Annotated in this window: 25 protein-coding genes; 14 read left to right on the forward strand and 11 right to left on the reverse strand. The window is 35.2% G+C overall.

Going from position 1 to position 18,167, the window contains the following annotated elements:
• Window positions 1–180 precede the first annotated feature (180 nt).
• Both AC0KUU_RS05650 and AC0KUU_RS05655 read left to right on the forward strand, forming a co-directional pair.
• Window positions 181–1,890, forward strand: a complete 1,710-nt coding sequence (locus tag AC0KUU_RS05650; RefSeq protein WP_322552353.1) for an alpha-glucosidase — start codon at window positions 181–183, stop codon at window positions 1,888–1,890.
• A gap of 54 nt (window positions 1,891–1,944) precedes the next feature.
• The gene (locus AC0KUU_RS05655) at window positions 1,945–3,453 is read left to right on the forward strand and encodes a glycoside hydrolase family 32 protein (RefSeq protein WP_322552352.1); all 1,509 of its coding nucleotides are present in this window, start codon (window positions 1,945–1,947) and stop codon (window positions 3,451–3,453) included.
• A gap of 140 nt (window positions 3,454–3,593) precedes the next feature.
• Here AC0KUU_RS05655 and AC0KUU_RS05660 read toward each other — a convergent pair whose 3' ends face one another.
• Together AC0KUU_RS05660 and AC0KUU_RS05665 are read right to left on the reverse strand one after the other, a co-directional pair.
• Window positions 3,594–3,731: a DUF5360 family protein gene (locus AC0KUU_RS05660; protein WP_372482312.1), complete on the reverse strand. Its 138-nt coding sequence runs from the start codon at window positions 3,729–3,731 to the stop codon at window positions 3,594–3,596.
• A gap of 42 nt (window positions 3,732–3,773) precedes the next feature.
• Window positions 3,774–4,136, reverse strand: coding sequence for a DMT family transporter (locus AC0KUU_RS05665; RefSeq protein WP_016765090.1), 363 nt, complete (start codon window positions 4,134–4,136; stop codon window positions 3,774–3,776).
• 181 nt (window positions 4,137–4,317) lie between these two features.
• Between AC0KUU_RS05665 and AC0KUU_RS05670 the strand changes: the two genes are divergently transcribed.
• The gene (locus AC0KUU_RS05670) at window positions 4,318–4,950 is read left to right on the forward strand and encodes an esterase/lipase family protein (protein WP_043978647.1); all 633 of its coding nucleotides are present in this window, start codon (window positions 4,318–4,320) and stop codon (window positions 4,948–4,950) included.
• A gap of 219 nt (window positions 4,951–5,169) precedes the next feature.
• Here AC0KUU_RS05670 and AC0KUU_RS05675 read toward each other — a convergent pair whose 3' ends face one another.
• From AC0KUU_RS05675 to AC0KUU_RS05690, 4 genes are all read right to left on the reverse strand, one after another.
• On the reverse strand, window positions 5,170–5,328 hold the full coding sequence (locus AC0KUU_RS05675; RefSeq protein WP_165575916.1) for a hypothetical protein: 159 nt from the start codon (window positions 5,326–5,328) through the stop codon (window positions 5,170–5,172).
• Window positions 5,329–5,411: 83 nt separating this feature from the next.
• Window positions 5,412–5,621 carry an alpha/beta-type small acid-soluble spore protein gene (locus AC0KUU_RS05680; protein WP_013084442.1) on the reverse strand — a complete coding sequence of 70 codons (210 nt, stop codon included), beginning with the start codon at window positions 5,619–5,621 and terminating at the stop codon, window positions 5,412–5,414.
• 342 nt (window positions 5,622–5,963) lie between these two features.
• A complete protein-coding gene (locus AC0KUU_RS05685) occupies window positions 5,964–6,170 on the reverse strand; it encodes a hypothetical protein (RefSeq protein WP_322552351.1) in 207 nt (68 codons plus the stop codon).
• Window positions 6,171–6,212: 42 nt separating this feature from the next.
• Complete coding sequence (locus AC0KUU_RS05690; RefSeq protein ID WP_165575917.1) at window positions 6,213–6,377, reverse strand: hypothetical protein; 165 nt, start codon at window positions 6,375–6,377, stop codon at window positions 6,213–6,215.
• Between the two features lie 186 nt (window positions 6,378–6,563).
• Here AC0KUU_RS05690 and AC0KUU_RS05695 point away from each other — a divergent pair, with 186 nt between their 5' ends.
• The 8 genes from AC0KUU_RS05695 to AC0KUU_RS05730 all read left to right on the forward strand — a co-directional run bounded on the left by AC0KUU_RS05695 (window position 6,564) and on the right by AC0KUU_RS05730 (window position 10,251).
• Window positions 6,564–6,770, forward strand: a complete 207-nt coding sequence (locus AC0KUU_RS05695) for a hypothetical protein (RefSeq protein WP_016766360.1) — start codon at window positions 6,564–6,566, stop codon at window positions 6,768–6,770.
• Window positions 6,771–6,904: 134 nt separating this feature from the next.
• Window positions 6,905–7,087: a hypothetical protein gene (locus AC0KUU_RS05700; protein WP_043978652.1), complete on the forward strand. Its 183-nt coding sequence runs from the start codon at window positions 6,905–6,907 to the stop codon at window positions 7,085–7,087.
• A 220-nt stretch (window positions 7,088–7,307) separates the two neighbouring features.
• Complete coding sequence (locus AC0KUU_RS05705; protein ID WP_322552350.1) at window positions 7,308–8,051, forward strand: HAD family hydrolase; 744 nt, start codon at window positions 7,308–7,310, stop codon at window positions 8,049–8,051.
• Window positions 8,052–8,181: 130 nt separating this feature from the next.
• Entirely contained in the window at window positions 8,182–8,370 is a 189-nt protein-coding gene (locus AC0KUU_RS05710; RefSeq protein ID WP_013058440.1) for a hypothetical protein, read from the forward strand.
• A 186-nt stretch (window positions 8,371–8,556) separates the two neighbouring features.
• Window positions 8,557–8,895, forward strand: a complete 339-nt coding sequence (locus AC0KUU_RS05715; protein ID WP_052500300.1) for a CotD family spore coat protein — start codon at window positions 8,557–8,559, stop codon at window positions 8,893–8,895.
• A gap of 201 nt (window positions 8,896–9,096) precedes the next feature.
• On the forward strand, window positions 9,097–9,204 hold the full coding sequence (locus tag AC0KUU_RS05720; protein ID WP_016766356.1) for a YjcZ family sporulation protein: 108 nt from the start codon (window positions 9,097–9,099) through the stop codon (window positions 9,202–9,204).
• Between the two features lie 286 nt (window positions 9,205–9,490).
• Complete coding sequence (locus AC0KUU_RS05725) at window positions 9,491–9,643, forward strand: YjcZ family sporulation protein (RefSeq protein ID WP_013058439.1); 153 nt, start codon at window positions 9,491–9,493, stop codon at window positions 9,641–9,643.
• A gap of 236 nt (window positions 9,644–9,879) precedes the next feature.
• Window positions 9,880–10,251 (forward strand): helix-turn-helix domain-containing protein, encoded by a 372-nt coding sequence (locus AC0KUU_RS05730; RefSeq protein ID WP_237074234.1) that lies wholly within the window; start codon window positions 9,880–9,882, stop codon window positions 10,249–10,251.
• Between the two features lie 11 nt (window positions 10,252–10,262).
• Here AC0KUU_RS05730 and AC0KUU_RS05735 read toward each other — a convergent pair whose 3' ends face one another.
• Window positions 10,263–10,442, reverse strand: a complete 180-nt coding sequence (locus tag AC0KUU_RS05735; RefSeq protein WP_162214785.1) for a hypothetical protein — start codon at window positions 10,440–10,442, stop codon at window positions 10,263–10,265.
• A 337-nt stretch (window positions 10,443–10,779) separates the two neighbouring features.
• Between AC0KUU_RS05735 and AC0KUU_RS05740 the strand changes: the two genes are divergently transcribed.
• A complete protein-coding gene (locus AC0KUU_RS05740) occupies window positions 10,780–11,250 on the forward strand; it encodes a DinB family protein (RefSeq protein ID WP_043978659.1) in 471 nt (156 codons plus the stop codon).
• A 345-nt stretch (window positions 11,251–11,595) separates the two neighbouring features.
• On the opposite strand, the gene AC0KUU_RS05745 is transcribed toward AC0KUU_RS05740, so the two are convergent.
• Entirely contained in the window at window positions 11,596–12,786 is a 1,191-nt protein-coding gene (locus tag AC0KUU_RS05745; RefSeq protein WP_043978662.1) for a DHH family phosphoesterase, read from the reverse strand.
• A gap of 325 nt (window positions 12,787–13,111) precedes the next feature.
• Between AC0KUU_RS05745 and AC0KUU_RS05750 the strand changes: the two genes are divergently transcribed.
• Window positions 13,112–14,824 (forward strand): NAD-dependent malic enzyme, encoded by a 1,713-nt coding sequence (locus AC0KUU_RS05750; protein ID WP_043978665.1) that lies wholly within the window; start codon window positions 13,112–13,114, stop codon window positions 14,822–14,824.
• 421 nt (window positions 14,825–15,245) lie between these two features.
• Here the strand turns inward: AC0KUU_RS05750 and AC0KUU_RS05755 are convergent, their stop codons facing one another.
• Window positions 15,246–15,656 (reverse strand): YndM family protein, encoded by a 411-nt coding sequence (locus AC0KUU_RS05755; protein ID WP_043978667.1) that lies wholly within the window; start codon window positions 15,654–15,656, stop codon window positions 15,246–15,248.
• A 238-nt stretch (window positions 15,657–15,894) separates the two neighbouring features.
• Between AC0KUU_RS05755 and AC0KUU_RS05760 the strand changes: the two genes are divergently transcribed.
• Window positions 15,895–16,308 (forward strand): general stress protein, encoded by a 414-nt coding sequence (locus AC0KUU_RS05760; RefSeq protein ID WP_043978669.1) that lies wholly within the window; start codon window positions 15,895–15,897, stop codon window positions 16,306–16,308.
• Between the two features lie 100 nt (window positions 16,309–16,408).
• On the opposite strand, the gene AC0KUU_RS05765 is transcribed toward AC0KUU_RS05760, so the two are convergent.
• Complete coding sequence (locus tag AC0KUU_RS05765; protein WP_043978671.1) at window positions 16,409–16,690, reverse strand: YrhK family protein; 282 nt, start codon at window positions 16,688–16,690, stop codon at window positions 16,409–16,411.
• A gap of 238 nt (window positions 16,691–16,928) precedes the next feature.
• Window positions 16,929–18,098: an MFS transporter gene (locus tag AC0KUU_RS05770; protein WP_322552349.1), complete on the reverse strand. Its 1,170-nt coding sequence runs from the start codon at window positions 18,096–18,098 to the stop codon at window positions 16,929–16,931.
• Window positions 18,099–18,167: the final 69 nt, after the last annotated feature.

The raw sequence follows: 18,167 nt of genomic DNA on the forward strand, positions 1-18,167 counted from the left end.
ATTTTCAGAAAAGTTATTGAAACCGTTCCCATGATGTAATACAATGAATTTATCTTAAGGAAGAAGAGTCATATCAGACTTTTTAATAGCAAAAATTTTTTTAACCAAATATGGTATCGGTACCATACAAACAAAGAATAAGTACATAATTTTAATATAAAAATACGGGAGCTGATAGAAATGGTTCAACTAAGTGAAAGAATGAATGAAGAAAGCGCTACAATAAAGAATAGACAATGGTGGAAGGAAGCAGTTGTATATCAAATTTATCCGAAAAGTTTTTATGACTCTAATGGTGACGGAATTGGTGACTTAAAAGGAGTTATTCAAAAATTAGATTACTTAAAAGAGTTAGGTATCGACGTTATTTGGTTAAGCCCAGTTTATCAATCACCAATGGACGATAACGGATATGACATCTCTGATTATCAAGCAATTGCAGAGGAATTTGGCTCTATGGAAGATATGGATCTATTAATTCATGAAGCTAAAAAAAGAGATATAAAGATTATTATGGACTTAGTCGTTAACCATACTTCGGATGAACATGAATGGTTCATAGAATCAAAAAGTGATGTAAATCATCCTAAAAGAGATTGGTATATTTGGAGAAACGGAAGAGAAGACGGGACTCCGCCTAACAATTGGAAATCTATTTTTGGCGGTTCGTGCTGGGAGTATGATGAACAAACCGGACAGTATTATCTTCATGCATTTTCTAAAAAACAGCCTGATCTTAATTGGGAAAACCCTGATCTTCGAAATGCCGTTTATAAAATGGTCAGATGGTGGTTAGATAAAGGAATTAGCGGCTTTAGAGTAGATGCCATTACATTTATAAAAAAACGACAAGACTTTGATGATTCGCATGATGGAATGAATGTAATTGAAACCAATCAACAAGGCATTCATGAATTTTTAAGTGAACTACGTAAAGAAGCTTTTACTTCACCTGGTATCTTAACCGTAGCAGAAGCACCTGGGGTATCACACAAAGAACTGCCTATTTATGCGGGAGAAGACGGACATTTTAGTATGCTTTTTGAGTTCGATCATGTCGATTTAGATGTAGGAAAAGAAGGAAAATGGTATAAACCGTATAATTGGAATCTACTTGATTTCAAAAAAACCATTTCTGACAGTCAAACGTTCTATAACCACACAGGGTGGGGAGCGCTTTATTTAGAAAACCATGACCAGCCTCGTTCTTTAAACAAATTTATTAAACCAGAAGATATAGGACCTATTCCAGCTAAAATGTTAGCTACCGTCTATTTCTTATTAAAAGGGACACCATTTATCTATCAAGGGCAAGAAATTGGAATGACAAATGTAGAGTATCCATCAATTGAGCATTATAATGACTTGGCTTCAATCGATCAATATTACTCTGCGCTGAAAGAAGGATTCTCAAAAGAGGAAGCATTAGAAGCGATTTGGAGACGCAGTCGTGATAATTCTCGAACACCTATGCAGTGGAATCATTCTGAATATGCAGGGTTTAGCCAAGGTACACCGTGGCTAGAGATAAATTCTAATTACTCTTCTATTAACGTCGAGAATGCTTTAAAAGATCGTAATTCTTTATTTTATTTCTATAAAAAGTTAATTAGTTTAAGAAAAAGCAGTCCATATTCAGATATTATTGCTTTTGGTAAATACGAAGACAGGTTTAAAGATAGCCTGCAAATCATGGCCTACACGAGAGAGTTGAACGATAAAAAAATAGCGGTGATTGCTAACTTTGATAATAAAGAGTTAACTCTAAGCTTAGATTTTAATATAAAAAATGTTATTTTATCCAACTATGAACATTTAGAATTACACCTAAATCAGATAAAATTACGACCTTACGAGTCCATTGTTTGTGAAATTGATTCATCATTTTAATCTCTTTTTATCACAATTGACTCCTTCACGTATAGAAAGGCAGGGCGAAATCTTTTGAAAACATTAAGAAATCAACATCAAGAAAAAATCTCAAAGGCAATGGAATTTGTGTTAAACGAGCAGGAGTCTGTTGATCAGAATCATTGGCGACTACAATATCATGTGTCTACACCAGCATACTGGATGAATGACCCAAATGGATTCAGCTTTTATAAAGGTGAGTATCATTTATTTTATCAACATCATCCTTACTCTCCCGAGTGGGGGCCGATGTATTGGGGGCATATAAAAAGTAAAGATTTTACTTACTGGGAACAACTTCCTATCGCTCTTGCTCCGAGTGAAGAATACGATCATGATGGATGTTTTTCAGGAAGTGCAATTGAAAAAGACGGAAAGCTTTATGCAATGTACACAGGGAATGTGTGGACAGGGGATAACTATGATACGGACTTACGACAGGTTCAGTGTCTTGCTGTAAGCGAAGACGGCGTTCATTTTAATAAAGTACCTCAAAATCCAGTTATTGATTCAGTGCCTGAAGGGGATATTCATCCTCATCATTTTAGAGATCCAAAAGTATGGAAGAAAGACGGCTATTATTATTGTGTTCTTGGATCACGTACAAAGGATCATGAAGGGCAAGTTCTTTTGTACCGTTCAAGAGATCTGTTGAATTGGGAGTTTATGAATGTAATGGCCAAAAGCCAAGGAAATCTTGGTTTTATGTGGGAGTGTCCAGATCTTTTTAGTCTCGAAGGACAGGACGTGCTTGTTATGTCACCTCAAGGAGTAAAACCGGAAAGAGATCTCTATCATAACTTGCATCAAGCTGGATATGTAAAAGGGAAATTAGACTATCAAACAGGGCTGCTTCAACATGAAGACTTTCAGCTTTTGGACTACGGGTTTGACTTTTATGCTCCTCAAACGACAGAAGATGAACATGGCAGACGCATTATGATAGCGTGGATGGCTATGTGGGAAAGCAGCATGCCTGAACAAAAACACAATTGGGCAGGCGCAATGACTATTCCGCGTGAGCTTTCTACTAAACAAGGGAATATAATTAGTAAACCAATTCCAGAGCTTAAGCAGCTTCGTCAACATCACGTGCAGTATAAAAATATCACGGTTAACGGAGAACAAGAACTTACAGGTATTTCAGGTGATTGTTATGAACTTGAAGTGAAAATTAACGCAAAAGCTGCTTCACAGTTCGGAATAAAAGTGAGAACAGATAATGACACTCACCAGGAAACGCTCTTAACTTATGATAGGCTAGAAAGTTTGTTTATCTTTAATCGTGATAAATCAGGTGAAGGTGATGGGGGAATAAGAAAAGCATCTGTTGGATTAAATGATAATCACTTGCATCTTCATCTGTTTGTTGATAAATCGTCCATCGAAGTTTTTATTAATGAAGGCGAGAAAGTGATGACGAGCAGAATCTATCCTGCAGACAATGCAAAAGGTATTTGTTTCTTTGCAGATCAAGAAATTGAATTGATTACCTTAAATAAATGGAACTTAAGCAAGGGCGTTTCTCCACTGATTTTTTAAAGGCTAATAGGAATTGGATAAAGATAGTAGCCAAGCAACGTACAAGAAAGAAATTACAACAATTTATGCAACTAGATTAACTTGAAGAACAGATCCCCTTAAGGGGATCTGTTCCTTTTATATGTACATTAATATCTTTATTACATGGAAAAGTGCTTTTTTTGATTACTGTTATCTTTTATAAATAGTTTTATAAAGAATAGAGGGTAAATCATCAAGTACAAATTAAAAGCCCGCCATGTTAAATCGAAATCTTTAATAAATGCCCAATACGCAATAGCTTGTAGTCATGAGAAAAAGGTTTTAAATATTTCATCTTTTTATCTAATATGTTCTTCCAAAGTGGATTTACTAGCATTAGCTTCTTTTTCCCCGGTCATATTTAATGTCACTACACCGATAATAATGAGGGCTATAGCAACGATTTTTAGCAGACTTACACTTTCATTGAAGTACATAAATCCAATTAGCGTAATAATTATAATCCCCATACCCGACCAAATAGCGTAAGCAATTGAAACTTCTATACTTTTTAACGTTAATGTCAAAAAGTATAAACTACAAATGTAAAAAAGTATAAGCAACACACTTGGTATAACTTTAGTAAAACCTTCTGATAATTTCATGGTCGTAGTCCCAGCAACTTCAAAAAGAATAGCCAAACATAGATAAATCCAATACAACTTTCTTCGCCTCCTTATTTTTTACAGAAAAGCTTAGGTGATGATTTTTGTCATAAAAATACTCATAGATAAAAAATAAATATAACTTTAAATACCTTATAAGTATAAGTTTACCATATTAGGATTTTTATATATAATCTATAGATGTTGTTACTTACATATTTTGAGGAGGAGAAAAGAAATGAAGAAAACGTTTGTCGTATTAATTCTTGCTTTATCCCTAGTTGTATCTGCATTAGGAATTCAGCCTTCGAATGCTAAAGCTGAATCAAATCATAATCCGGTTGTTCTTGTTCATGGAATCAGCGGTGCGTCCTATAACTTTATTGCTATCAAAAACTATTTAATTGCTCAAGGGTGGGATCGCAATGATCTTTATGCTATTGATTTTATAGATAAGACAGGCAACAATTTGAATAATGGACCTCAGCTTGCTCGATACATTGATCAGGTGTTGAAAGAGACGGGAGCTAAGAAGGTAGATATTGTTGCTCATAGTATGGGCGGAGCAAATACGCTGTACTATATTAAATATCTAGGGGGAGGAAATAAGATTGAAAATGTCGTGACGTTAGGAGGAGCGAATGGTTTAGTTTCTTCGACAGCACTCCCAGGTACAAATCTCAATCAAAAAATTCTTTATACGTCGATCTACAGCATAAATGATCAAATTGTTGCTAATAGTCTCTCTAGGCTGCAAGGAGCAAGAAATATTCAACTTTATGGCATTGGACATATTGGATTGCTTTCAAATAGTCAGGTTAATGCGTACATAAAAGAAGGGCTGAATGGCGGGGGACAAAATACAAACTAATTATTTTTCAGGTGAACAAGGCAGAATCGACTTTTATATATTGGGGACTAGAATGTTTGCCTTTGTGTTTCACCAGCATGTACCCGATGAAAAACAACCGAAGTCAAAGCAGCTCCCGCGCCGAAATAGAGTAGACTGCTAAAAGTACCTCAGTTAATCGAGGTACTTTTTTAGTTTTTGTACAAAGAATCGAGGATTAAAAACCGCTCAAATTGATTTTTAATCGCGCATTGCGCCTGCTTCTCGAGAAGTCATTGCACCTTGTCCTTCACTTACGTCTCTTTGGATTTCTTGTTTTACTTTTTGTGCATTTGTTGCAGAAACTGCTGGTTTCTCAGTAAAACCCGCCTTTTCTTTAGCTGATTGATGTTGCTGCATATGATCTCTCCTTACTTTTTTATTCGTACAAAAAGGAAGAATGGAGACCCATTCTTCCTTCAGCCATCAATTATAAAGTTGTCTTAGAAACGTCCGCCGCCAAGTTGTTGCTCAGCCATTTGTACAAGACGTTTTGTGATTTCGCCACCTACTGATCCGTTTGCACGTGCAGTTGTATCAGCACCAAGGTTTACACCAAATTCGCTAGCGATTTCATATTTCATTTGATCGATTGCTTGTTCAGCACCGTATACTAATAATTCATTGTTGTTGCTGCTGTTGTTGTTTGCCATGTTGTGTCACCTCCTTGTTTTTCTTAAGTTTCCTATTGTGGAAGAGATGTATTCGTGGTAAATAATGGATGTATATTTCCTTATTATGATGACATACTAATTTTTAGAAACAACCGACACTGTAAAAAGTGGGATTAGATGTTTCATTTCCTTGTGACTAAAAACTAAACGCTTGCCATGTGTAGGAGAGAGAATGACAATTCGTTTGTCATTCTTTTTTCATGTTCATGGGTATATTATTTGAAGGACAAAGGACTAACTCTATAAAGAGTTAGTCTTTTGCTTGATGAAAACGATCAATATTCAAAAAGCTGCCTCAAAGGATTGCTTTTTATATCTATTTTAAGAGTTAGGTTTATTGATTCTATCCATTGCTTCTTGAACTGCATTTACAACAAAAGGATCTTTTTCCTTCAAATCATTCACGCTGATTTCACCTGACTGTAAACCTCTGCAGATTTTATGAATATCTTCTTCAATTGTAATCGGCAGCTTATTTTCTGTAAGCATGTTACTTAATTCATTTGCTAACATTTTTTGTTGATCCATGGGATGCCCTCCTCGTCATGTAAAAGTATAAATTGATCAAGCTTATTTCTTTTCTTTTTCTTCTTGCTGATTCTGTACTTTTTCAATTCCAGTGTTTGATTCAAATCCAACTCGATAAGTTCCAGATTTTTGTTGTTTTACTGAATCTGGCATTTGATACTGCTTTAAATCATCCTGAAACTGTCTTGTGCTAGGGTTTCCTTCCACTTATATTCCTCCTCAGTAAAGTAAGTTTTGACGCTTTAGTTTCCCCAGTTCGTAAAACAATTAAGCATGTTGTACATGGCTCTTTGCAACAAGTATCTAATTAATTCTCGGGAAATAAAAATATAACTTAACCTTCCACTTATTTTATCTTCAAATTTTCAAACAATAGGGCTAGGAGGTGTTTTTATGCCAAAGAAAGACTTTAAAGGCGTTGATAATTCAGGAATTGCAGAAAGAGTTGATTATAACAACTATAAAAATAAAGATAGCAATAATGACCCTACGCTTAACCGTATTGTCGAAGAAGATGGGCGTGCTCTTGATCCGAGGGAAACCTTAGAAAATTTCTTCACTGACCTTGAAGGCGAAGATCCACAAGAAATTACAACTTAATAAAAAAAAGTAGAAAACGGCGGATCTTTTTAAGCGAAAAGACTTATGAAACGCAGATATTTTCATTAAAGAACCTGCTGTAAACGAGTTAACATGATTTGAAAAAATGAGGGCTATTAATAGAGGTGAAGTTAATGTCGCACACAGAAACTGAACGAACAACGTATATGTATGATCCTTTCACTATACAAGGTCTTGAAATGAATATACCTAAAAAAGACGAAGGCAGCCAACCGCTAATAAATCGCTCAGGACTGAGTACCTCTACGTTCAAAACCAACATGAATAGAAAACATTTTGAACGTTATATTTATTAGCAGGAATATCCTGCAGCTTTTTATCTTATAAAAAGATCCTTCTATTTTATACGCTAGAAGGGTCTTTCCACTAAATATTCTCATTTCAGTATAGTAATCAATTGCTTGTGCCTAACGTATTGGGAAATTCACCTTCGTGTTAGGTTTGGATAGGTAATAAAAGTGGTTAGTGTTTTTTCATATACTGTCTGTACATCCATTGTAGAAAGGATTTAACGAAATGCAGAAGCAAACCTTACTTTTTAATTTAGACGATACGCTTGTTCACTGTAATAAATATTTTAGAGACACCATAAATGCTTTTGTGGCTCAATTGCAGGAATGGTTTGAGAATCTGACTAAGGAAGAAATAAAACAAAAGCAGTTAGAGATAGATTTAAAAAGTATCGAAAAGCATGGCCTTCACTCTTCCCGTTTTCCAGAATCATTAGTAGACACTTATTTATTTTTTAGTGAACAAAATCATCAAGATATCCATGACGATAGAGTCGAAAGAGTCAAAAAAATTGGTCAAAGTGTATTTGAAGTACCGATAGAGCCTTTGCCAAATATGTATGAAGTATTAGATAAGCTTAAAGAACAAGGACATGATCTCTACTTGCACACAGGTGGAGACGAGGAAAATCAAGGTAGAAAAATTGTTCAGCTAGAGCTAGCTAAATACTTTGAAAAAAGGGTATTTATTTCTGAACAAAAAGATACATGTGCGTTAAAAGAAATACTAAACCAAATTAAGTACGATCCAAAAAAGACTTGGATGATTGGCAATTCATTAAAAACCGATATAAGGCCGGCAGTAGAAGCTGGAATATATGCGATTCACGTACCTTCTGAACTGGAGTGGAGCTACAACCAAGTTAAAATTGATGTTGCGCCAAAAGGTAAATTGCTAACTGTTAATTCATTGCTGGAAGTTCCAGAAATCATTCAAAAGCATGCTCAAGAAACGGTTGTGTCCACCTAATATTAGGTCATATGTAAACACAATATACAGAAACAGCCAACCGTTGATTAAACCTTACCCAACGGTGGCCAGATAAAATTCTTATGTTTTTTCTAATCAACTCACATACTACACAGAGGAGGTGACTGATATGGCAGATCAATCCAAAGAATCAGAAAAGATGATATGTGAAGATCATAATTCTCCAGTTGACGAAAGAAGCTACGATTTATACGAAGCGACGCGTAATTCACTTTTACGTAATGAATTAGACGATAAAAACAAAACCATTTTAAATAATATTGATAACGCAGCGATGGATGTTAATCTTGAGGAATAATGGACATTAAAAAAACTTCTATTTCTTAGTCTCATAGCTATGTTACTAAGGATACACATTTCTTTTTCTCTTAGTAGAAAAGACCCTAAATAATTAGGGTCTTTTTTAGGTATTTGTCCAAACATTCTATGGTTGTTTCACATACAGTAATAGGAGTCTACTAACAGAAAGGAGAAGATTTTTAATATGAGAAACAACTATCCTTATCAGCACTCTAATTACGGTGGTTATCAAGGGGCTATGTATCCTCAGCAAGGCAGCTGCGGTTATCCTCAAGCTAAACCTTGTGGCCAATTGCCTCCTCAAACCATGCCTGCTCAGTATGACCCAGTTAAACAAAATACATCTTTTACTGGTCAAGATGTGTTTGTACCAGTGATGCACCCTAGTCATACCACAAATGTTTATCAAAAAAATTATAAATATATGCACTCATTCCCTCATACAGAATCCGTTCTATATCAGGAAACGCATCACCATTTTTGTGCTCCAAGCTGCCCTCCTAGACCTCGTCCTTGGTGCTGATAGCCAAAAAAGCCCCTTCATTTTAACAATGAAGGGTTTTTACTATGTGAAATTTAGGATGTTATTTAGCTATCGTTAAACAAAGTAGCCTATTTTTGACCAAAATCCAATCGATATGAGCTATGTCTACATATAATACCTTAACCCATGTATATTTAAAGTTTTTTCCTTTAGTTAAATACCACGAAAAGAGGTGTTTGTATGTCTAGTTATGGTGGAGCAGGTTCTGGTTTTGCTTTATTAGTTGTCCTGTTTATTCTTCTTGTCATTATTGGATGCAGCTGTTACGGCCGCGGATTTGGCTATTAATAACAATAAAAAAGTCTTTCTCTAATTTGAGAAAGACTTTTTTATTCTAGGTTGTGCGGGGTTGCTTTTATACGCAATAGAACTGATTGGGCGGAATTCAAATAATCTATTGCAGAGGGAGTAAAACTCATATATGGGATCTGAGGATGCTTCATTGTATGTAAAAGAAACTAAAAGGTTATTATTTTTTATTTATAGTGATATAAAACGTAGTCTATCCAGTTCGGGGAGCAAATTTCGTTTTTCATCATATGCTAAATGTATGAACGAGAAGGAGGTGAAGTTTATGTTCTTTGGCGGTTATGGCGGAGGTTGTGGCTATGGTTATGGCGGCGGCTGCGGTTACGGCGGTGGCAGTGGTTTTGCTTTAATTATCGTGCTGTTTATCTTATTAATCATTATTGGCTGTGCTTGTTGGGGAGGATTTGGCGGTTGCTAATTATTAGCCTGCCTTTATCTCTAACTTAAAAAAGTTAGCTTTATGCTAGCTTTTTTTATTTGTTAAATGAGGACATGTATAGTGATTAGTACTAATACCTGCTGTGTTAACCAATGGTTTACAGCTTGTTACTAAGCGTTTATGGAATTTTTTACATATTCATTGTAAGCTAAGCCTTAGAGGTGATGAAGGTGAATTTAGGGGAACAGCTGCAGAAGTGAAGCGAAGAGAAAAAGATGTCCAGGAAAGAATTAGCTGGGAAAATGAATGTATCTAGACAAGCTGTCTATAAGTGGGAAAATAATAAAGGGTATCCTGATATTGAGAACCTTATTAAGTTAAGCGAACTTTATAATGTGACGTTGGATGAATTGATTAAAGGGGATCAATCTTTTCAAAGCAAAATAGGAATCGATCGAAAAAAGAGTGAGGATTTATCAGACTCTGGTTTTATTATCGGAATCATTCTTGTATTTGCAGGACTGTTTTTAGATTTGGGTACATTTTCAGCTGGTGTTACCATACTAGGTTTTCTAACGATGTTTTTTTATGATGATTTAAAGAAAACGTTTTGGAATATAAAAAAGGATTTTAAGGAAGAAAGGTAAGTAAACAGGCTTTAAGTTCTCTTAGAGCCTGTTTTTGTAACTTCAGTTTTCATTAAGAAACCTGCCAAGATGATAAAGACAGCAGATAAAAGCAATGCGGTTAATCCTTGTTTTAAAATAAATCCAAAAATTGTTATAGAAAATGATCCTAAAAAGAACATTAATTTGACTAAAATATTTCTTTTACTCATTTATAACCATCTCAATTCTACATACAGACAATCTATAAAGTTACTGATATTGCTTTCTTTGTCCAACACTCCACGCTAAACCTAAAACAGAAACAGTTATAACTATCGCTGTTAACATAACTATATTCACCTCTTTTTCCTTATAATTACATTGTAACATAGCCTCAGCGTGCTATTTTAAAAGAGATGTGAGAATGACCAATATATTCACTACTTAAAGGATGAAAGTTATTATACTCAGCATAAGGACCATGAATATTTGAAATAAGTTTAGTTGAAAATTCACCTCTTTGTTTTGGGGAAATGATGTAAAATGATGATAAGAGGAGGGATGGAAATGAATGGAACAGATGCAATAGTATTAAATATAAAAGAGATTAGAAGAAGAAGTATAAAGGTTTGGCAAGCAATTCCTGATGATAAACTTGATTGGAAGCCAGATAAAGAAGCTATGACATGCATAGAAATGGTTCGTCATGTCTTGGAGTCAGAATACTATTATCATCTAGCTATCGAAAATTTTGGCAGCTTAAAGGAATTTGATTCTCCTTTTGAAAAAAGACCCTTACAATCTATAAAGGATGAATTGGAGTTTGCAGCATCCTACCACCAACAATTTTTAGACATGATTACTACTTTTTCTGAAGAAGATTTAACTAACATTCAAATAGACCGTTCAGATGTTGGTTATATTCGTTCTTTAGGGGATATGTTGATGCGGATAGGCTATCATGAATCCGTACACGCTGGACAACTCTTACAGTATTTGAGGATCATGGAGGTTGATCGACCTAGAATATGGGATTAAATTAATTCACTAATATGTATATCATAGATAAAGTTAGTTACCGTAATGAGCTAAGAAACATTTTTGTATTTATAGAAAGCTCAATGTTTGCAATCTGTGAATTTGACCAAACATCGCTGCAATATTTTTCTGAATAGACGAGCCAATTAATTAGCTATAAGCAACTATACCAGCGGCTATCTCCATGAAGATAGCCGCTGCGACTTCTGGGTCTTGAAAACGTGCTCCGCATGGCATATCATTCAAGCCTGCTTCTGAACGTTCAGGGAAAAGCTACTTCATTTTTGTTTAATAGCTCTTCTACATCTTTCATTCATTTAGATGATTCAAAATATGTTTCGGTGCTTATTCTCCGTGCTTTAGTTTTTTTATATACCTTATCAAGTACTTTACAAAGATATCATCTCTTACTAACCAAGCGGCATAATTCCTTTTTAAAAAGATTTCTGCTTCCTTAAAGCTTTTAAATGTATGAATCGATAGCCCTTTGCTATTTTCAATTATCCATTCATTTTCATTCTGAAGAGAAACAAAGAACATATCATCATTTTGAGTTTCGTAGAGAGAACCAGATGAAGATTCTTTCAAATTATATCGGTTTCTTCTTGCATCCTCTCGCACAGGATCCAGATGAAATGTATCTGTTACAAACTGGTTATAAGCCTCATTAGTTAACGAACATCCAGCAGCTTTTGCGTGACCTCCGCCTCCATAGTGACCAGCAACTTCTGATACATCCACGTGATCATGAATGGTCCGAAGACTAATTCTTTTTCCTCCCATATTCAATATGGCAATGTAATCAAGGTGAGGATATTCTTTTCCTAATTCGTTTCCAAGTTCTGAATGATACGATTCAGCGTACACGATTCCTGCTAAATAGTCACCTATAGAGGTTTGCACCAATTCTCTTCTTTTTCGACGAATATAACGTTCTACTTTATCTTCTTCCATATCTAATATCTTCTGTTCAAACTCGTCAAAAAAGAAGTGGTCACTGTTTTGAAGCCTGTTAACCATTTTTTCTTCAAACTCGTCAATAGATATTAAAAAGAAGAGAGCATTTAGCCTGTGTGCCTCTTGGTTGTTGTTCTTTTCCCATTCCCAAGTATCATACTGCCTTACTAGTTCTACAAATTCATCAATCGCATTGGAAGTCTGGATAAGTTCATTTTCTATAAGGTATTCATAAAACAAGGACGTTCCTGAGGCTAAGTTCCCTTCGTTATCTTCCACGACAACGTGTCCCCATTTATATTCGTTGAAATGAAGAGCTGTTTTATGATGATCAAGCAGCTGGACTTTTCCTCCTGTTTGATAAAACTCTTCAAGTCTCTTTTCATTCTCTTCGTTTACTGATAAATCCGTGATAAATAAATGTGTATTTCTTTCTTCATTTTCTAAAAACCATTCTACTTCACGGTTAAGCGATGCAATAGAGTTATAACGAATTTTTATTCTGTCTCCAAAAGCTAACTTTGCTAAAATTCCGCATCCAACTCCATCTAAATCCGTATGTGATAACAGTTTATACATATCTTTCACCTCGAAATTATTATGATACGAGAGAAAGATTTTTAACCATGGGGGCTTTAGTTTGCTGAAGAGCACTATCGTAAAACTAATTTTTCTTTAGTTAACTATGTTAACGTCCAAAAAGCATAGCATATAAAGCTTCTTTCCACTTGACCTATCTGAATACAAACTAAAGTGTCGCCTTAATTATATGTTTAGGGAAGAGCTTCTCCGTTTAAAAGTATTGTAGGCAACAAGAAAACATCTTAGTTAAGCATAATGATATCTATGGTATAAGAAAAACATTGGTTTTTACATTCTTTTAAAAACGGAAAGGGGATAATATATGAGATCTTCTGCTGAAGCACAAAAGAGTTTCGTTCAAACACCATTAAACGGGAAAAATATTTTATCGAGACCTTATCTAAACAAAGGGTCTGCATTTACAAAAAGAGAAAGAGAAGAACTCAAGTTAGATGGATTATTACCGCCTACCGTACTGACATTAGAAGAACAAGTACAGCGTGCTTATCAACAGTTTAAGAATGCATCAAATGATCTGCAAAAAAATAATTTATTAAACGACCTGCATAATCGAAATGTAGTATTGTTTTATCGATTATTAAAAGATCATTTGAGTGAAATGCTGCCGATTATTTACACACCAACCGTCGGAGAAGCTATTCAAGAATATAGCCATCAATATCACCGTCCTGATGGTCTGTATTTGTCTATTGATGAAGCGGACAAAATGGAAGAAGCGATAGAAAATGTAGAATTAAGCTCAGAAGATATTGATTTAATCGTAGTTACAGACTCAGAAAGCATTCTTGGAATAGGAGACTGGGGAGTAGGCGGAATTAACATTGCAGTGGGTAAATTAGCGGTATATACAGCTGCTGCTGGTATTGATCCGAGCCGCGTTCTTCCCATTGTGTTAGACGTAGGAACCAATAATAAAGAATTACTTAAAGATCCGCTTTATTTAGGTAATCGCCATGAGCGTGTGACAGGCGAAGCTTACAATCAATTTATCGATCAATTTGTAAATAAAATAATAAATAAGTTCCCAAAAGCATTGTTACATTGGGAGGACTTAGGAAATAAAAATGCCAGACGCATTATAGAAGAGTATGGAGATCATCTTTTAACATTTAATGATGATATCCAAGGTACGGGTGTGATTACATTAGGTGCTATATTGACTGCTTTAAAAATTACAAAAACCTCCCTAAACGATCATCGTATTGTTGTCTTTGGACCAGGCTCTGCAGGTATTGGAAACGCTGACCGAATCCACAGTGCGATGGTTCTTGAAGGTCTCTCGGAAGAGGACGCATATGATAGGTTTTGGGCCTATGATTATAGAGGACTGTTAACGGAGGAGATAAATGATTTAGCTTCGTTCCAGCAGCCCTATGCCCGTAAATTAGAAGAAATAAAGAATTGGAAAAAAGATAAGGAAAATAAAGTACCTTTGTTAGAAGTAATTAAACAAGTAAAACCTACTATCTTAATTGGAACATCGGGAGTAACAGGGGCATTTAAGGAAGAAATTATTAGAGAAATGGCTCGCCATGTAGAAAGACCTGTGATTATGCCTTTATCTAACCCTACTAAGTTAGCTGAAGCTACCCCGAAAGATATTATAAATTGGACAGATGGCAAAGCATTAATTGCAACAGGAAGTCCATTTGATTCAGTGGAATATAGAGGAAAAACATATGAAATTGGCCAAGCTAATAATGCCTTTGTATTTCCTGGTCTTGGTCTAGGCGCAATTGCTGTAAAAGCTGAAAAATTTACAGAGACGATGTTCGCTGAAGCGGCAAACGCAGTCGCTCATATGGCCGAAACTCAAACCAAAGGTGATACGCTACTTCCTCATATTAAAGATCTTCAAAACGTATCCAAAACAGTGGCTATAGCTGTTGCAAAAGCTGCTATTAAAGATGGTGTATCTAGAGTTCAAGAACAGGATGTAGAAAAATTAATAGAAAAAGCTATGTGGAAACCAGAATATAAGGCTATCCGATCAATAAGTAAGACAGAAGGGTAAATCTTTTTAAAGTTATTCTTTTCGTGACCCGGTGTAAACAAGTACATTCAATGTTAAAAAGAGATGTTTTTTTTCTTATATAATATATAAACTCTTAGTTACCATAATTACATCTCTCAGAATTAAAAAAGGAAAGTGAGGCATAACTAAATCCCTTTAATCTAAAGACGAACAACTGGAATGCATGCTTTAGTATGAATCACTTATTACACAGCTGTTGATTTCCCTCCAATCAACAGCTAGAAGCAAATATATATGAAATCTACGTTCACCATAACCATGAAAAAATCCGAACGAAGTTGATTCTTTATCAAGAATCTCGGTTCATCGTTCGGATCTTCCTTTGACTAAAATACTTTTATTCCAGTCTCTCTTTTTACTAATCTGTCTATTTTTGAGGTTTGCTCTTCCTGTTAATAAGTTATTTATTATATGTCGCATCGGTATTTTTATAGTTATTAGTGTTAAGAACATTTTTATCTAGATACTTATGGAAGAACCATTCACCGACGGCTATAACAATAGCTGATACTACAGTCGCCTGAATAACAGGTATGGTATTTCCAAAAAAGGATGCCCCCATTATCCAGATGACTAAAAAAGATAAAATAAGATCAGAAATTGTAGCGACAATGTTTCTTTTTTTGTAGTCTGAGTCATCAGCAGCATTGCGATATACTAACAAATCACCAAGGGCATAAGCGACAACTGTGAGGACTAAACCGATTAGTATAATGTCACTAAAAGCGTAATTATAAATGCCTGTAAATACTATGCCTAAGACTACAGCGCTCATTGCAAACTTTATAATAAGAGCCTTTACATGTTTCATCTTTTTTCTCATCTCCCTTTTATTATCTTTTAATGAATATATACCCAGTCCAAGGGAAGGTAATCTTTTTTAGATAAACGTTTTGCCTTAAGCAAGCTAGCATTTATTTAATCGAATTCCTTTAAAAGGGAAAATCATTTGATTCACTCTTTTAACTACGGGTCTATTGTTAAGAAGGGTAGAATAGCGGGTACATAAAAAGTAAGGAGAAAAGATCTTAATGAAGGAGGAAAGCTTTATGAGTAAAAGTATTATAGGTGTATATGAGTCGCCGGAAGAAACATTAACTAGAATTGAGAAATTAAGAATGATAGGGTATGAGGATAATGAAATTACAGTTCTAACTAATCAAGAGACCGCAGCGGGCAATCTAGCTTATAGAACGAATGTAAACGTGGATAAGCTATCTGCTGCTGACCAAGATAAAGTCACTCAGGAAGATATGACTGGAGGGGCCCAGCCAAATTCTTTTTTAGATAAATTAAAGAAATTTTTTGTGGTCCAAAACTACTCAAATGAAGAAGACCGTGCAACAAACTTAGGTATTCCCACAGAGGAGCTAACCTCTCATAAAAAAGATTTGGATGATGGAAAGTTTGTAATTGCTGTGACTTCTCATAAATTAAATGAAAAAGGGTTAGACTTAGAGTGATATATTTGATTTAAAAGTGGAATTAAAAGGAGGTGTACGCGTTAGCGTATACCTCCTTTTAATATATAGAATTCACAAGAACAATTGTTTGTAAAGAAGATTATTTATTGCGATAACCTTCCTTTAAATATTTACGTAAGTGAAAATCGTGCACTAATTTAATCGTCGGACGAATGAGCAATTGCACGCTCCCAAGAACAAATAACCAAATCCCTATATTTTTTAAGGAATCATAGAAGAATAAAATACTGCCAATTAGGAACCAGATGCCTATCAAGAAGTCATTAATCGTATTTATAACTTTATAACTCTTTTTAAAGAACAATTCGTATTTACCTACTTCAATCTCCCCGTAGTCTTCTTTTCTTCCCATTTCTGCCATTGTAACTCCCTCTTTTTCTTGAATTTCTTTTTTAATTCCCTTAGCAAGTCATAAAAAAACGTCTTTTGTGACAGGGATATAATGGCAAGGGAACAAGTGTAACTTTAGTGTATTTTTTTATCTTAAATTTCCGTTTTTATCCATTGATAATGTAAGCATTGGCTAGAATAGATTCCTGCTCTTCATAGATGCAATAAAACAAAACAAAGGGATCCCGAAAGAGAGTTGAATTGATGACTTATTTAGAAAGCTGTTTTATAGGACGATGCGTGTAGCTTCTTGGTAAAATAAATACTACGCTCAATACTAATGACAAGATCCCCACTAGTACGAAGTATTCTGTACCCATTCCTGATATAAATAGTCCACCTACAGCTGTACCAATTGTTGTTCCTAAGTTAACGGATGCTAAAAATAATCCATTCGTGAAATCAGGAGCTTCTGGAGCCGCTGATGAAATCCAATATTGATTAATATTCATTCCTATACCAGCGAATATTCCCCAAACTAAAGTCATGATAGCCATAGGCCAAGTAAACTGTCCGATGAAGAATAAAATGATGTAAACGACTCCCAATGCAAAAGGGAAAACTACTACCGTTTTGATGGCATTTTTCGTAAGTAACTTCCCTGCAATAATGTTTCCCATAATATTGGCCAATCCGAATAGGATCAACATAAAACTAATTAATTTTCCAGAGAGGTTCGTAACGGTTTTAAGATACTCAGCAAGATAACTGTATACCCCAAATACTGCTGAATTCAGTAAAAGGACAGCCATAATGGAAAGCCAAGTAACAGGGTTTTTTAATACGCTGAGCTGCGTTCCGTAGGAAAGTCTTTCTTTAACAGGCATAGAAGGGAAGAATGCCCATGTAGCAATAAATACTATAGCGTTAATAACAGCGAAAAATGCCATTGAAAGTTGAAACGAAACTGTGCTTGCAAGAAAGCTTGCGATTGGTACACCAAGCACCATACCTGCGGATACGCCAATAAAGACTTTGGAAACAGCTTTTGGAGCGTCTTCCTTACTGACTGAGTTCGCAGCCATTGTAAAAGCTGCTGAAAAATAAATTGGATGAAAGATAGCTGGAATCACACGCGCAATTATTGCAACAGCAAAGTTAGACGTAAAGATAGAGATAATGTTACCTAAAACGAAAATACCAAGCACAAGCAACATCGCTTTCTTACGATTGACTCCTGAAAATAATAACGGCATAGTTGGACCGGATATTGATACAGTAAGAGCAAAGAGACTCACCAGCCACCCGGCCTTTGATACACTGATATGAAAGTGATCCGCAATGTAGGGCAGTATCCCTATAACCCCCATTTCGGTATTTATAATGCCGAAAGCTCCTAAGGTTAAGACAAATATAAGTAGCTTATTTTGTTTAGACATAAAATAAATTTCCTTCTTTCTAAAAAGTGTTCTAGCTGCTTCAAAGCGGGCTGTTTAAAGACCAATTGT

The sequence above is a fragment of the Priestia sp. ST2 genome, assembly GCF_055810735.1.